We start from the raw sequence: 14,074 nt of genomic DNA on the forward strand, positions 1-14,074 counted from the left end.
GCCGGTACGGGTCGGAGGCCTCCGGCAGTCGCCCGCCCGTCACCTGGGTCAGCGCGTCGGCCCCCTCACGCAGCCGCAGCCGCAGCCGACCGGCCGTCCGGCCGGGCTCGTAGGAGATCCCCGCGAGCGCGCGCAACGGTACGACCACCTCGCCCAGGGTCTGCCGCAGCAGCCCCACCCCCTTGTCGCGGCCGGGCACGATGCGCACCGCGTCGCCGTCGAACGTCCAGGTTCCGTCCTTCTGGATGATTTCCGCCATTCGATGATTCTCCCACCGTGCACGGCGGGCCAGTTGGCCTATACCTGGGATATGAGAGTCCTGCGACGCGCGCTCGGCACCCTCCTCGTCCTCGGTGCCGTCTCCTGCACCGCCGTCCACGGCGACGACGCGAGCGCCGGTGACGACCCGCCCACGGCGCTCACCCCCTTCGAACGGCTCCTGCCGGCGCCGGTCTCCGCGCACGCCTCCGGTCCCGGCTATTCCTTCGGGCCGGGCACGGTCGTCCGTACGGGGCCGGGCGCGGGCGAGGAGGTCCGCCGGGTGGGCGAGCTCCTCGCGGAGCAGCTGCGCGGCCCGAGCGGGCTGCCGCTGCCGGTGATCGGCGGGGCGAGGGGGGACGGGATCCGGCTCAGGATCGACCCTGCGGCCGACGGGGTCGGGGAGGAGGGGTACCGGCTGGTGTCCGGGCCGAGCGGGGTCGACCTCGTCGCACGAACCCCGGCAGGGCTGTTCCGCGCGGGCCAGACCCTGCGTCAGCTGGTGCCCGTGGCGGGGCCCGGGACGGTGCCGGGCGGCACGGTCACCGACCGGCCGCGCTTCGCCCACCGGGGGGCCATGGTCGACATCGCCCGGCACTTCTTCACCCTGGAACAGGTGAAGCGGTACGTGGACCAGCTCGCCCAGTACAAGATCAACACGCTGCACGTGCACCTCACCGACGACCAGGGGTGGCGCCTGGCGATCGACTCCTGGCCGCGGCTCGCCGAGTACGGGGGCGCCGGCGAGGTCGGCGGCGGGCCGGGCGGCCACTGGACCAAGGACGAATACCGCGAGCTGGTCGCGTACGCGGGCGAGCGGTACGTGGACGTGGTCCCGGAGATCGACATGCCGGGCCACACCAACGCGGCGCTCGCCTCCTACGCCGAGCTGAACTGCGACGGGAAGGCGCCGCCCCGGTACACCGGGACCAAGGTCGGCTTCAGTTCGCTGTGCGTGGCGAAGGAGCGGACGTACGAGTTCGTCGACGACGTGCTCGGGGAGCTGGCGGAGCTGACGCCCGGCCGCTACCTGCACCTCGGCGGCGACGAGGCGCACGCGACGCCCGCGGCGGACTACGCGGCCTTCATGGACCGGGCCCAGGAGGCGGTGGCCCGCCACGGCAAGACGGTGGTGGCCTGGCACCAGCTGGCATCGGCGCGGCCGGCGGCCGGCGCGGTGCTCCAGTACTGGGGCCACGACAGGACCCCGGCTGCGGACCGGTCGGCCGTGGCGGCGGCGGCGAAGGCCGGACACCGGCTGATCCTGTCGCCGGCGGACCGGGTGTACCTGGACATGAAGTACGAGGCGGCGACGAAGCCGGGGCTGTCATGGGCCGGCTACGTCCCGGTCGCGCGGTCGTACTCCTGGGACCCGGGGGCCTACCTGGCCGGGGTGCCCGAGTCGGCGGTGCTCGGGGTGGAGGCCCCGCTGTGGACGGAGAACGTCGCGACGCGGGCCGAGTGGGAGCAGATGGCGTTCCCGCGGGTGCTGGGCCTGGCGGAGCTGGGCTGGTCCCCGCAGGCCGCCCTCGACTGGACGGCGTACAGCCGCCGCCTCGCGGCGCAGGCGCCCCGCCTGGACGCCCAGGGCATCGGCTACCACCGCGCCCCGGACGTCCCGTGGGCGCGCTGACCGGCCGGCCCGGCACACCGGGGGCCGCCGGCTGTCAGAACTGCTGCTGCTCCGCGTCGGGCGGCAGGAGACAGGGGGTGTCCACCGACAGGTTCCACACGTCGTCGCCGACATCGCCCGCGGACACGTACTGCTTGTCTTTCGGGTGGCTGGCCTGGAGCCCGTAGGCACCGCGCTCCTGGCCCGGGCCCTCCTGGTAGCCCACGATCTCGAAGCCCTGCTTGGCGAGTTCGTCCTTCAGCGCTCTCGTGGCCTCGACGTACCGGTCCCTGGGGAGCTTGGTCCGGGCGTTGAACATCAGCATGAAGCGGCCGTCGTCGGCGGTCTCGCCGTTCTTGCCGGTGCAGTTGTGGAAGTTCGCCTCGGGAGTACCCGCGATGATCTCGGACTTCGTGGTGCGGGCCATGGATTCGACCCAGTGCTGCGCCCAGGCCTGTGCCTTGTCCCTGCTCATACGGGGGAGCGGGTCGTTGGCCCCGTTGTCGGACATGCAGCCTCCAAGCAGCAGTGTGACGGCGAGGGTGAGGGAAACCCTGAGGGTCCTGGACATGGTTCGAGGTCTCCTTCGGATCGGTTCGACGGTCAGGGCCGCGGCTTCAGCCCGGCGATGATGCGGCCCTGGTTGTCCAGGCTCCGGCTGCCCTCGTTCCAATAGCCGCTGTGTCCGGCGGTGTCCACGGGCATCCGCTGCGCTCCGAAGGCGGGGTCCTTCGGGTCCTCCCCGAGGGTGGCACCGGAGGCCCAGTTGGAGACCTTGTCGTCCGTGGCGGCCCCCACCCACAAATGCTGCGGGTTCACGTGGAGCTGGTTCGCCCGCTCCACGGTGAGGCCGGGGCTGCCGACCACCACCACGTCGTCCGCGTCCAGACCGCGGCCACCGGCGTCGGCGGCGCCGGTCATGGTGGATCCGTAGCTGTGGCCGATGACGGTCAGGTGGGTGCGCTCGCCCTGGTGCGCGGAGCGCAGGCCGTGGGTGAAGTCCCGAAGGTCCTCCTCCCCGGCGTGCGCCCTGCCGGGTGTGGCGACGCTGCCGTCGATTTCGGGGGCGTCGTAGTCCATCCAGCTGATGACGGCGACTTCCTCGCCGGGGGCGGCCGAGTTCCGAGCGGAGTCCTGCAGCTTGGCGATGCGGTCCAGCTGACCGCCGTAGTTGTCCAACTGGTTGTCCGTGCCCGGCACCACGACGGCGGTGTGGCGCGCTGTGTCCGGGTTGCCCAGGGCCACGATCGCGCGGCCGTCCTTCTCGGTGCCGTATCCGAGCAGGTACATCTGCTTGTCCGGCGGACCGCTGTCGGTCTTCTCCAGCCGGTCCTTGAGCGTGGTCAGGTTACGGTAGTTGTACCGGTCGTGGTACCCGAGCGTGCCTTCCCGCAGTGCGTAGTCGTTCAGGCGCAGGTCCAGGGCGCTCCGGTTGGCCTCGTCGCGCACGGGTGCGGGCAGGCCGTCCAGCGAACCGATCCGTTCCGGGTAGGCGGCGAGGTAGAACTGCTGCTTCTCCTCGTCCAGGCCGGCCCACCAGTCCCTGGACCGCTGGGGGTTCTTGCCGTCCGGGATGGCCTTCGGGTCGATACCGGCGTACTCGGCGACCCGCGCCGCGTCCTCCTGGGCGTGCGCGCCGCCGTAGCGCTTGTCGAGGTCGAACGGGTCCAGTTGGTAGAGCGCGTCGGCGGCGGTCTGGCTGGCGGTCCTGGCCTCCTCGACCGCCGCGTCGATGCGGGCACGGAAACCCCCGAGACCGGAGTTGGCCTCGCGCTGCAGGCCTGCGTAGTCGGGGTCGTTGTGGTACTTGGGGTCGACGGCCTGCTTCGCCTCGACCCAGCCGTCGTCCTCGCGGACCTTGTGCCCGGCGGCTTCGGCGTCCGCGACCGCGTTGCGCAGATTGCGCTGGGCGGCGCGCATCTTGGTGCCGAGCGCCTGGAGGATCGTGGCGATCAGGCGGGCGTTCACCTCGGCCGTGCCGAGTTTGGTCTCGGTGGCCTCCATGGCGGAGAAGCCGTAGCCGGCGCTGACACCGGCCCAGCCCGCCTTGTGCAGGGGGCCGGTCACACGCTTGGTGCTGCCCCGCTGGGTGTCGTCGAAGGCCTTGGCGAGTTCTTTCCAGGAAGCGGTGGCGGCGTCGAGTTCGGCGAAGTCCTGCCGGAACAGCTGGGCGAAGAGTTCGGGCACGGCGGCAGGTCACCAGCCCCGGAACTTGGACAGGATTTCCTGTTCCATCACGTCAGTGCCGTTCGCCAGGCCCCGGAGACCTTCGGCGTGGTCGGCGAAGGTTTGCTGGAGGGTTCGCAATGCGCTTCCCCAGCCGTTGCTCGCGCCCGTCATCCTCGCTCCGGCGGTCCAGGGCGCGAAGGAGGTTCCTGCTTCGGTCAGGTCCGCCAGGGCTTTCGTGAGGACCGGCTGAAGGTCTTTCACCAGGGTGTCCACCGCCCCGGCCGATGCGCGCAGTTCACTCTGCGAAATGTTCTGGTCCCACGTCATTGAAACGCTCCGGTGCTTCCCGTGATCGCGGAGATCGTATGCGCAAGGGAACCGATTCGCCAGTTCGTTCGGAATGCGGACGGCGGGAGGCGGGGCGCCGCCGAGGGACCGTAGTCGGCAGCGCCCCTCCCGGTGATCACCGTCGGGCGAAGGCCGCGACGGGGTTCTTGAGGTTGCCGATCAGCTGGAGCGCGGCGGACGGGTCGGAGAGGTCGACCATCTGCTTGTTGTTGCGCAGCTGGAGGCGGTTGAGGCAGGACAGCTGGAACTCCTCGGCGAAGAAGTCGTAGCGCTCGAACTTCTCCGCGAGGGCCGGCATGGACTCCTGGTAGTCGTGGGCGCAGTCGGCCACGGCCCGCCAGAAGGTGTCCTCGGTGCAGATGCCCTCCGAGACGAGGATGGAGGACAGGAAGCGGAAGAAGCAGTCGAAGACGTCCGTGAAGATCGACAGCAGCCTCATGTCCTCCGGGACGTCCGCCCGGATCCGCTCCACCGCGGGCGGCAGCACCGCGTCCGCGTCCATGATGACGATCTCCTCGGCGATGTCCTTGAAGATCGCCCGCTGTACGACGCCGTCCTTGATGACCAGGATGGTGTTCTCGCCGTGCGGCATGTAGGCGAGGTCGTACTGGTAGAAGCAGTGCACCAGCGGCAGCAGGTACGCGCGCAGGTACGGCTTCAGCCACTCGGCCGGGGTGAGCCCGGACTCCTCGATCAGGGCGCCGACGAAGGACCTGCCCTCGGCGTCCACGTGGAGGAGCGAGGCCATGGTGGCCAGCCGCTCGCCGTCCCCGAGGGAGTTCACCGGGGACTCGCGCCACAGGGCCGCCAGCATCTTGCGGTACGGCGAGTAGCGGTCGGTGGCGCGCTCGTACTGCAGGTGCCGGTAGCCGATGGCCGCGCGCTCGCGGATGATCGAGAAGTCGACGGACCGCAGGACCTCGTCGGACTCGATCAGCTGGTGCAGCCAGTCGTTGATGGCGGGGGTGGCCTCCATGTAGGCGGCCGACAGGCCCCGCATGAAGCCCATGTTCAGCACCGAGATGGCCGTCTTGACGTAGTGCTTGGTCGGGGTGGTGGTGTTGAAGAACGTACGGATCGACTGCTGCGGGAGGTAGGCGTCCTCGCCCTCGCCGAGCAGCACCAGCCGGCGGTTCGCGATCTCCGTGGCGAAGGTGATCGTGGTCTTGTTCCACCACTGCCAGGGGTGGACCGGGAAGAGCAGGTAGTCCGCCGGGTCCAGGTCCAGCGAGCGCAGCTTCGCCGCGAACAGCTCGACCGCGGCGTCACCGAGCTCGGCGCGCATGAAGCTGTCGTGCTCCAGGCCGGCGCCCGCCGTGAAGGTGGCGACGTCCTTGTGCGCGGCGGCCCAGACCAGGTGGACCGGCTTCGCGGCCTCCGGGGCGTACGCGTGGTATTCGTGCACGCCGAAGCCGAGCCGCCCGTTGTTGGCGACGAAGCAGGGGTGGCCCTCGGTCATGCCGGTCTCGATGTCCTGGAAGGAGGACTTGGCCAGCACGTCGGCGGGGATCTGCGGCTTGGTGTACTTGAAGGCCGAGCCCGCCAGGGTGGAGGAGATCTCCTCCAGGTAGACCGGCATGACCTCCGCGCTCAGCCCCAGGGTCCGCTGGAACTCGATGTGGAAGTCGAGGGCGTCCAGCGGCAGGGACGCGCCGTCCCGCAGCCGGGTGATGGTGGCCTCGTCCACCGACCAGTGGTCGAGGGCCTGCCGGGCGGCGTCGAAGCGGTACTCCACCGCGCCGTCGTCGGAGACGACCGAGTAGCGGTCGCCGCCGAGGGAGACGGGGGTCAGCAGGCGCTCGTGCGCGAACTCGGCGAGGGCCTTGCGGACCAGGGCGCGGTTGGCGCGGGCCCACAGCTCGGGGGAGAGGTGGGAGACGGCGTCGGTGAGGTTCATATCGACACTCCCTGGGTGATGCCGGTGGCGGCCTCGAACTGGGCGCGGGTGCAGAAGCTCAGCAGCGCTTCCTTCTCCGGCTTGGTCACCCGGCGCTCCGGCACGAAACCGACGACCTCGTTGAGGGCGTGCACGGCGGTGTTGGCGACGTCCGGCTCGACGACGACGCGGACGGTGGCCGGGTCGGTGAAGATCGCGGCCATGACGGTCGTGATGACCGCGCGGGTGAACCCGTGCAGGGGCCGGTCGCTGGGCGCGACGAGGAAGTGCATGCCGACGTCGCCCGGCCGGGCGTCGTACAGGCCGACCAGTTCCAGCTCGCTCGGGTCGTAGGTCTCCATCAGGAAGGCCGGGCGGCCCTCGTGCAGGCCGATGTAGGCCTGGTGGTGCTCGTGGGCCGTGATGCGCGTGTACTCGCGCTCGACGTCCGGCAGCGAGGCGTCCTGCATCATCCAGAACGAGGCCTTGGGGTGCGTGACCCAGCCGTGGAGCAGCTCCGCGTCGGCGAAGGGGTCCAGCGGGCGGATCGCGAAGTCCCCGAGGACGGAGTCCGTCCGGGAGTAGAGGGTGTCGGTGGTGCTCATGCGTGGGTGCCTTCCGGGGCGGCGAACTGCTGGAACGCGATGGACTTCTCGACCTTGTAGTACTCGCGGCCGAGCAGCTCACCGACGATGTACGCGTTGCGGTACGCGGCCATGCCCAGGTCGGGGGAGGTCAGGGAGTGGTTGTGGGTGGCGCCGTTCTGGAGGTACACCTCGCGGCCGGTGGTGTCGACGCTGTAGTTGCGGGCGGCGTCGAGGCGGCCGCGGCCGTCGAAGTTCAGGCGGTCGCGTACCGGGTCCAGGAACTCGGGGGTCCGGTACTTGTAGCCGGTGGCCAGGACCAGGCCCTCGGTGCTGAGGGAGAAGTCCCGCTCCTGCTCCTCCTGGCGCAGCCCCAGGGTGTAGGTGCCCGTGGTGGTGTCGTACGCCGTGCTGTTCAGCGAGGTGTTGGTCAGCAGGGTCGTGGGCACGGCGCCCGGCATGGTGATCTTCTTCTGGTAGAGCAGGTCGAAGATGGCGTTGATCAGGTCGCCGTCGATGCCCTTGAAGAGGTTCTTCTGCTGGGTCTCCAGCCGGTAGCGGGTGTCCTCCGGGAGGGCGTGGAAGTAGTCCACGTACTCGGGGGAGGTCATCTCCAGCGTCAGCTTCGTGTACTCCAGCGGGAAGAAGCGCGGGGAGCGCGTGACCCAGTTGAGCTGGTAGCCGTACACGTCGATCTCGGCGAGGAGGTCGTAGTAGATCTCCGCGGCGCTCTGGCCGGAGCCGATCAGGGTGATGGACTTCTTCTTCTGCAGCTCCGCCTTGTTCGGCATGTAGGCGGCGTTGTGCAGGAAGTCGCCGCCGAGGCCGGCGCAGGCCTGCGGGACGTACGGCGAGGTGCCGGTGCCCAGGACCAGGCGGCGGGCGCGGTGGGTCTCGCCCTGGTCGGTGCGGACCTCGTAGAGGGCGGCGGCCTCGTCGTAGGTGACCTCGGTGACGGAGGTCGAGTACAGGACGTTGTCGAGGCGGTCGGCGGCCCAGCGGCAGTAGTCGTTGTACTCGGCGCGCAGCGGGTAGAAGTTCTCCCGGATGTAGAAGGAGTACAGCCGGTCCTGGTCCTTGAGGTAGTTCAGGAAGGAGAAGGGCGACGTCGGGTCGGCGAGGGTGACCAGGTCCGACATGAAGGGCGTCTGGAGGTGCGCGCCGTCCAGGAACATCCCCGCGTGCCACTCGAAGTGTGGCTTCGACTCGATGAACAGGCCGCTCAGCTCGTCGATCGGCGCGGTCAGGCAGGCCAGTCCCAGGTTGAAGGGACCGAGGCCGATGCCGATGAAGTCGAGGGGCTCAGTGGTGGACGGCAAGGGATTCTCCCAGGAACTGCTCGGCGTGTGCGGCGAGGAGGTCGAGGACGGCGGTGATGTCGGCCGTCGTGGTCTGCGGGTTGAGGAGGGTGAACTTCAGGTACTGCTTCCCGTCCACCCTGGTGCCGGCGACGACGGCCTCGCCGGAGGCGAAGAGCGCCTTGCGGGCGTGGAGCTGGGCCTCGTCGAGGAGTTCCGCGGGAACGTCCTCGCCGGGCAGGAAGCGGAAGACGAGGGTGGAGATCTGCGGTGCGACGACGACCTCGAAGCGCGGGTCGGCCGTGATGACGTCGTAGCCCGCGGCGGCGAGGTCGATGACCTCGTCGAAGAGCGAGCCGATGCCGTCGGCGCCCATGATGCGCAGCGTCATCCAGAGCTTGAGGGCGTCGAAGCGGCGCGTGGTCTGGATGGACTTGTCGACCTGGTTCGGGATCCGCTCCTCGGCCATGCGCCGCGGGTTGAGGTAGTCCGCGTGGTACGTGGCGTGCTGGAGGGTGTCGCGGTCGCGGACCAGCATCGCGCTGGAGCTGACGGGCTGGAAGAACGACTTGTGGTAGTCGACCGTGACCGAGTCGGCGTGCTCGATGCCGTCGAGGAGGTGCCGGCGGGTGGGGGAGACCAGCAGTCCGCAGCCGTAGGCGGCGTCCACGTGCATCCACGCGGAGTGCTCGGCGGTCAGGCGGGCGATCTCGGGGAGCGGGTCGATGGACCCGAAGTCGGTGGTGCCGGCGGTGGCGACCACGGCCATGGGGAAGAGGCCCTCGGTGGCGCACTCCTCCAGCTCCAGCGCGAGGACGGAGGTGTCCATGCGGCGGTTGCGGTCGACGGGCACGGAGATGACGGCCTCGTAGCCGAGACCCAGCATGGCGGCGGACTTCTGCACGCTGAAGTGGCTGGCCTCGGAGGTGAAGATGCGCAGCTTGGGGAGGAGTTCGGCCTTGGTCAGGCCGATCCCGGCGTCCATGGCGCGCTTCATGACGGTGCGGCAGGCCTCGTCGCGGGCGAGCAGCAGGGCGTGGAAGTTGGACTGGCTGCCGCCGGAGGTGAAGATGCCGTCCGCCTTCTCCCCGAGGCCGATGCGGCGCGTGGTCCAGTCGATGAGGCGGCGCTCGATGAGCGTGCCGCCGATGGACTGGTCCCAGGTGTCGAGGGAGGAGTTGACGGCGGCCATGACGGCCTCGCCGACCACCGCGGGGATGACCACCGGGCAGTTGAGGTGGCCCAGGTAGCGCGGGTGGTGGAAGTAGACGGCGTCGCGGAGGTAGACGTCCTCCAGCTCGGCGAGCGCGGCGGAGGAGTCGCCGAGCGGGGTGTCGAGGTCGATCCCGTCGATGACCGGAGCGAGTTCGCCGACGGATATGCCGGTGTGGGGCCGTTCGGTGGTGGCGAGCTTGGCGGCGACGCGGTCGACGCTCTCGGTGACGCAGCGGCGGTAGATATCCGCGGTCGTCTCGTTCAGCAGATGCCGGCGCATCAACTTTCCTCCGGGCAGGGGGGAGAGGGGGAGGGTGGGGCGTGTGGTGCTTAGGTTAGCCTAACCTAAGTTAAATGGCCAAATGGGGATGGGCCCTGGTGGTGACCAGGGCCCATCTCGAACTGCCGTGGAACTGACCGGAGCTGACTACAGCTCGGAAGCGGGATCCTCGCTGGGCGCCCGGCCCGCGTACGCCTCGGCGAGGAGCTGCTCCTCGCTCGCGCCGAGCCGCCAGTAGCCGGTGAAGCGCACCGAGCGGCGGTCGACGGATCGTTCCTGCACGAAGTGGCGGCGCACCGCGCGTACGGTGCCGGCCTCGCCCGCCAGCCACACGTACGGGGCTGCGGCGGCCGGGACCTGCGCCTGGCGCAGCGCGTCCAGGACCCGTCCGGTCCGCTCCCGGTCCTCGCCCTCGCGCACGATCCAGGTGATGTCCGCGTCGGCGGGCGTGTCGAGTGCGAGCCGGTCGTCCGCGTGCGGGACCTCGAACCAGGCCCGGACCCGGGTGTCCGCGGGGAGCCGCTCCAGGATCGCGGCCGCGGCCGGAACGGCGGTCTCGTCCGCGTACATCCAGACCGCGTCGGCGTCGGCCGGGGCCTGAAAGCGCACGGACTTGTTCTCCGCGACGGCCGGACCGATCGCGAGGATCCGGCGGCCGGTGCTCGCGCGGCCGGCCCAGTGGGAGGCGGGGGACGAATCGCCGTGCAGGACGAAGTCGATGTCGACCTCGACCGCGCCCGCCTCGTCGCGGCGCTGCTCGCGCACGGTGTAGGAGCGCATGACCGGCCGCTCCTCGTCGGGCATGCCGCGCCAGGCGGCGAACCAGGTGTCCTCGTCGGTGGACGGGAGCTCGGTGTGCTCCACGCCCGACGGGGGCAGGAAGAGCGACAGGCTCTGGTCGAAGCCGCCCGAGCGGAAGCCCGCGAGGGACTCCCCGCCGAATGTGACCCGCAGGAACGACTGACCCAGGCGGCGGGTGCGGAGCACTTCGAGCGCGAAGAAGCGGAAGTGCGCCACGGCCGGGGTGTCGGACGCGGTGACGGTCATGCGGAAGTCCCCCTGGAATTCGGTACGGCCTCGGACGCGCCCAGGGCGTGTCCGCGCGGACACGCCCTGGAGGCGGGCGCCCGGGGTCACCGGGCGCCGCGCGTGGGTCAGGCGACCTTCTTGGCGTTCTGGACGGCCTTGGCGAGGTCCTCCAGGATCTGGGCGCACTTGTCGTACGAGTAGATGGGCTCGGTGGTGCGCGGGGCGACCTGGCCGGCCTTCACGGCGGGCATCTCGGCCCAGGTGGCCTTGGCCTTCAGCTCCTCCGGCTGCAGGGTGCCGGTGCGGTTGTCGAGCAGGACCAGGTCGGCCTTGTACTTGCCGGCGTTCTCCCAGCTCAGGCTCTCGAAGAAGCCGCCCTCGTCGAGCTTCTCGGGGGTGATGAACTCGACGCCCAGGGACTTGAAGTACTTCAGGTCGGCCGAGGTGTCCGGGGTGGAGGCGTAGAAGAGGTCGGCGGAGCCGGAGCCGACGAGGACCTTGATGCCCGGGTTGGCCTTGGTGGCCTCGCGCACCTTGGCGGCCGCGGCCTCGAAGCGGGCCTTGCCGTCGGCGGCGGCCTTGGCGTTCATGTCGGCGCCCAGGGACTTGGCGAGGTCCGCCGTGCGCTCCAGGGCCTTGTCCATGGAGACGTTGCCGCCGACGCCGATCGCGGCGTGCGGGGCCAGCTTCAGGATCTTGTCCTTGGAGGCCTCGGGCACGTACCAGTATGAGCCGTCCCAGGTGTTGGTGACGAGCAGGTCGGGCTGGAGGGCCGCGTACTTCTCGACGTTGAACTCGTCGTAGACGTTGCCGAGGATCTCGACCTTGGAGATGTCCATCGAACCGGCCTGGACGTCGGGCTTGCCGTCGGCGGTCCTGGTCGGGCCGAAGACGCCCTTGACCTGGATGCCGTAGTCGTACAGCGCGGCGGCGGTGCCGGTGAAGGCGACGATGTTCTTCGGCGTGGACTTGGCGCTGACGTCCTTGCCGAGGTCGTCCTTGAAGCTCCAGGCAGCGGAGGACGCGGTGGCGGTGCTGCCCTTGTCGCCGTCGCCCTTCGCCGAATCGGTGCCGCCGCACGCGGCGAGCGTGGCGACGAGGCCGAGGGCACCGCCCGCGGCGATGAAGCCGCGACGGGTGAAGGAGAAACTGCGGGACTTGGGCATAATCGATGTCCGATTTCGTGCGTACCGGGGCGGCCACCAGCGTGCCGTTCGTGGGGAAGGTTAGCCTAACCTTGGCCGAAATTGGTAAGGGGGCCCTAAGTTTTTTCGGGGCCCCCTCACCTCACCCGCGCACGCACGGGACCGTGCGTCAGCCGGCGAAGCCCAACTCGCGGGCGATCAGCATGCGCTGGACCTCGCTGGTGCCCTCGCCGATCTCCAGGATCTTGGAGTCCCGCCACATACGCGCCACCGGGTACTCGTTCATGAAGCCGTAGCCGCCGTGGATCTGCGTCGCGTCGCGGGCGTTGTCCACGGCCACGGTGGAGGAGTACAGCTTCGCGATCGCCGCCTCCTTCTTGAACGGCTCCCCGGCCACCAGGCGGGAGGCCGCGTCGCGCCAGCCGATGCGCGCCATGTGGGCGCGCATCTCCATGTCGGCCAGCTTGAACTGGATGGCCTGGTTGTCGCCGATCGCCTTGCCGAAGGCGTGCCGCTCCCTGGCGTACTTCACCGACTCGTCCACACAGCCCTGCGCGAGGCCCGTGGCGAGCGCCGAGATGGCGATCCGGCCCTCGTCGAGGATCCGCAGGAACTGGGCGTAGCCGCGGCCCTCCTCGCCCACCAGGTTGGCGAGCGGCACCCGTACGCCGTCGAAGGACAGCTCACGGGTGTCCGAGGAGTTCCAGCCCACCTTGGAGTAGGGGGCGGCCACCGTGAAGCCCGGCGTGCCGGACGGGACGATGATCGAGGAGATCTCCGGACGGCCGTCGGCCTTGCGGCCCGTCACGGCCGTGACCGTGACCAGACCGGTGATGTCCGTACCGGAATTGGTGATGAAGCACTTCGAGCCGTTGATGACCCACTCGTCGCCGTCCTTGACGGCGGTCGTGCGGGTACCGCCGGCGTCCGAGCCCGCGCCGGGCTCCGTCAGACCGAAGGCGCCCAGCACCTCGCCCGAGCACAGCTTCGGCAGCCACTGGCGCTTCTGCTCCTCGGTGCCGAAGAGGTACAGGGGCATGGCGCCCAGGGAGACCCCGGCCTCCAGGGTGATGGCCACCGAGGAGTCGACGCGGGCCAGTTCCTCCAGGGCGATGCCGAGGGCGAGGTAGTCCCCGCCCATGCCGCCGTACTCCTCCGGGAAGGGCAGGCCGAACAGGCCCATGCGGCCCATCTCGGCGACGATCTCGTAGGGGAACTCGTGCCGCTCGTACAGGTCGCCGATCTTCGGGGCGACGACGTCGTGGGCGAACGCCTCCACGGTGCGGCGGAGTTCCTCGTGCTCAGGGGTGAGCCGGTGGTCGAGGGACATGGTGTGACTACTCCTTGTGGGAGAGGGCGCGGACGGTACGGGAGGGGCTGGGGCGCCCCAGCCGTTCGGCCATCCACACGCTCGTGGCGGTGAGGGCGGCCAGGTCGACCCCGGTCTCGATGCCGAGACCGTCGAGCATCCACACCAGGTCCTCGGTCGCGAGGTTGCCGGTGGCGCTCTTCGCGTACGGGCACCCGCCGAGGCCCCCGGCGGAGGCGTCGACCGTGGTGACCCCGTGCTGGAGCGCGGCGAGGGTGTTGGACAGGGCCTGGCCGTAGGTGTCGTGGAAGTGCACGCCGATGCGGTCGGTGGTGACACCGGCCTCGTTCAGCGCGGAGAGCAGGGCCTGGACATGGCCCGGGGTGGCGACGCCGATGGTGTCGCCGAGGCTCAGCTCGTCGCAGCCGAGGTCGAGCAGGGCCCTGGCCACGGAGACGACCTGGTGGACGGGGACGGCGCCCTCCCAGGGATCGCCGAAGCACATGGACAGGTAGCCGCGCACGTGCGCCCCGCCCTCCTTGGCGCGGGCCACGACCGGCTCGAACATCGCGAGGGACTCGGCGACGGTGCGGTTGAGGTTGCGGGAGGCGAAGGTCTCCGTGGCCGAACCGAACACCGCGATACGGGTCGCCCCGAGGGCGAGCGCGCGGTCCAGGCCGCGTTCGTTCGGCACCAGGACGGGCAGGGCGGCGTCCACGTCGGCGAGCAGCGGGAAGAGCTGCTCGGCATCGGCCAGCTGCGGCACCCACTTGGGGTGCACGAAGCTGGTCGCCTCGATCGTGGTCAGGCCCGCGCCGGCCAGGCGGCGGACGAACTCCGCCTTGACCTCCGTGGGGACGGCCGTCTTCTCGTTCTGCAGGCCGTCGCGGGCGCCGACCTCGTGGATGCGGACCCGGGCCGGCAGGCCGGGGGCCGGGACGCTCATGGGCA

Annotated in this window: 13 protein-coding genes; 1 reads left to right on the forward strand and 12 read right to left on the reverse strand. The window is 70.2% G+C overall.

Features of this window, described 5'->3' with window-relative positions:
- The coding region (locus ACIPXC_RS05815) for a DUF4429 domain-containing protein (RefSeq protein WP_401613883.1) at positions 1-259 on the reverse strand (259 nt) is incomplete at its 3' end.
- Between the two features lie 51 nt (positions 260-310).
- Here ACIPXC_RS05815 and ACIPXC_RS05820 point away from each other — a divergent pair.
- A complete protein-coding gene (locus ACIPXC_RS05820; protein ID WP_401613885.1) occupies positions 311-1,891 on the forward strand; it encodes a beta-N-acetylhexosaminidase in 1,581 nt (526 codons plus the stop codon).
- Between the two features lie 34 nt (positions 1,892-1,925).
- Here ACIPXC_RS05820 and ACIPXC_RS05825 read toward each other — a convergent pair whose 3' ends face one another.
- From ACIPXC_RS05825 to ACIPXC_RS05875, 11 genes are all read right to left on the reverse strand, one after another.
- Positions 1,926-2,441, reverse strand: coding sequence for a hypothetical protein (locus ACIPXC_RS05825; RefSeq protein ID WP_401613887.1), 516 nt, complete (start codon positions 2,439-2,441; stop codon positions 1,926-1,928).
- Positions 2,442-2,473: 32 nt separating this feature from the next.
- Entirely contained in the window at positions 2,474-4,057 is a 1,584-nt protein-coding gene (locus ACIPXC_RS05830) for an alpha/beta hydrolase (RefSeq protein WP_401613889.1), read from the reverse strand.
- A gap of 9 nt (positions 4,058-4,066) precedes the next feature.
- Entirely contained in the window at positions 4,067-4,366 is a 300-nt protein-coding gene (locus ACIPXC_RS05835; RefSeq protein WP_401613891.1) for a hypothetical protein, read from the reverse strand.
- Between the two features lie 136 nt (positions 4,367-4,502).
- Positions 4,503-6,284 (reverse strand): IucA/IucC family protein, encoded by a 1,782-nt coding sequence (locus tag ACIPXC_RS05840; RefSeq protein ID WP_401613893.1) that lies wholly within the window; start codon positions 6,282-6,284, stop codon positions 4,503-4,505.
- Complete coding sequence (locus tag ACIPXC_RS05845; protein ID WP_401613895.1) at positions 6,281-6,868, reverse strand: GNAT family N-acetyltransferase; 588 nt, start codon at positions 6,866-6,868, stop codon at positions 6,281-6,283. Before ACIPXC_RS05845 ends, ACIPXC_RS05840 begins: the two co-directional genes overlap by 4 nt.
- On the reverse strand, positions 6,865-8,166 hold the full coding sequence (locus ACIPXC_RS05850; RefSeq protein WP_401613897.1) for a lysine N(6)-hydroxylase/L-ornithine N(5)-oxygenase family protein: 1,302 nt from the start codon (positions 8,164-8,166) through the stop codon (positions 6,865-6,867). The genes ACIPXC_RS05845 and ACIPXC_RS05850 overlap by 4 nt, the downstream gene beginning before the upstream one ends.
- On the reverse strand, positions 8,150-9,640 hold the full coding sequence (locus ACIPXC_RS05855) for a pyridoxal phosphate-dependent decarboxylase family protein (protein WP_401613898.1): 1,491 nt from the start codon (positions 9,638-9,640) through the stop codon (positions 8,150-8,152). The genes ACIPXC_RS05850 and ACIPXC_RS05855 overlap by 17 nt, the downstream gene beginning before the upstream one ends.
- Positions 9,641-9,787: 147 nt before the next feature.
- On the reverse strand, positions 9,788-10,687 hold the full coding sequence (locus tag ACIPXC_RS05860; protein ID WP_401613900.1) for a siderophore-interacting protein: 900 nt from the start codon (positions 10,685-10,687) through the stop codon (positions 9,788-9,790).
- Between the two features lie 107 nt (positions 10,688-10,794).
- Positions 10,795-11,835 carry an ABC transporter substrate-binding protein gene (locus tag ACIPXC_RS05865; RefSeq protein WP_401613902.1) on the reverse strand — a complete coding sequence of 347 codons (1,041 nt, stop codon included), beginning with the start codon at positions 11,833-11,835 and terminating at the stop codon, positions 10,795-10,797.
- Positions 11,836-11,983: 148 nt separating this feature from the next.
- Positions 11,984-13,144 carry an acyl-CoA dehydrogenase family protein gene (locus tag ACIPXC_RS05870; protein ID WP_392579807.1) on the reverse strand — a complete coding sequence of 387 codons (1,161 nt, stop codon included), beginning with the start codon at positions 13,142-13,144 and terminating at the stop codon, positions 11,984-11,986.
- Positions 13,145-13,151: 7 nt separating this feature from the next.
- A complete protein-coding gene (locus ACIPXC_RS05875; RefSeq protein WP_401614161.1) occupies positions 13,152-14,069 on the reverse strand; it encodes a hydroxymethylglutaryl-CoA lyase in 918 nt (305 codons plus the stop codon).
- Positions 14,070-14,074 lie beyond the last annotated feature (5 nt).

It is taken from the genome of Streptomyces sp. NPDC090021 (genome assembly GCF_044748225.1).
Lineage (GTDB): Bacteria > Actinomycetota > Actinomycetes > Streptomycetales > Streptomycetaceae > Streptomyces.

What these genes read in the sequence shown, in the direction of transcription:
- ACIPXC_RS05820 (WP_401613885.1), top strand. Translation starts at nt 311, where the DNA reads ATGAGAGTCCTGCGACGCGCGCTCGGCACCCTCCTCGTCCTCGGTGCC.
- ACIPXC_RS05825 (WP_401613887.1), bottom strand. Translation starts at nt 2,441, where the DNA reads ATGTCCAGGACCCTCAGGGTTTCCCTCACCCTCGCCGTCACACTGCTG.
- ACIPXC_RS05835 (WP_401613891.1), bottom strand. Translation starts at nt 4,366, where the DNA reads ATGACGTGGGACCAGAACATTTCGCAGAGTGAACTGCGCGCATCGGCC.
- ACIPXC_RS05840 (WP_401613893.1), bottom strand. Translation starts at nt 6,284, where the DNA reads ATGAACCTCACCGACGCCGTCTCCCACCTCTCCCCCGAGCTGTGGGCC.
- ACIPXC_RS05845 (WP_401613895.1), bottom strand. Translation starts at nt 6,868, where the DNA reads ATGAGCACCACCGACACCCTCTACTCCCGGACGGACTCCGTCCTCGGG.
- ACIPXC_RS05855 (WP_401613898.1), bottom strand. Translation starts at nt 9,640, where the DNA reads ATGCGCCGGCATCTGCTGAACGAGACGACCGCGGATATCTACCGCCGC.
- ACIPXC_RS05860 (WP_401613900.1), bottom strand. Translation starts at nt 10,687, where the DNA reads ATGACCGTCACCGCGTCCGACACCCCGGCCGTGGCGCACTTCCGCTTC.
- ACIPXC_RS05865 (WP_401613902.1), bottom strand. Translation starts at nt 11,835, where the DNA reads ATGCCCAAGTCCCGCAGTTTCTCCTTCACCCGTCGCGGCTTCATCGCC.
- ACIPXC_RS05870 (WP_392579807.1), bottom strand. Translation starts at nt 13,144, where the DNA reads ATGTCCCTCGACCACCGGCTCACCCCTGAGCACGAGGAACTCCGCCGC.
- ACIPXC_RS05875 (WP_401614161.1), bottom strand. Translation starts at nt 14,069, where the DNA reads ATGAGCGTCCCGGCCCCCGGCCTGCCGGCCCGGGTCCGCATCCACGAG.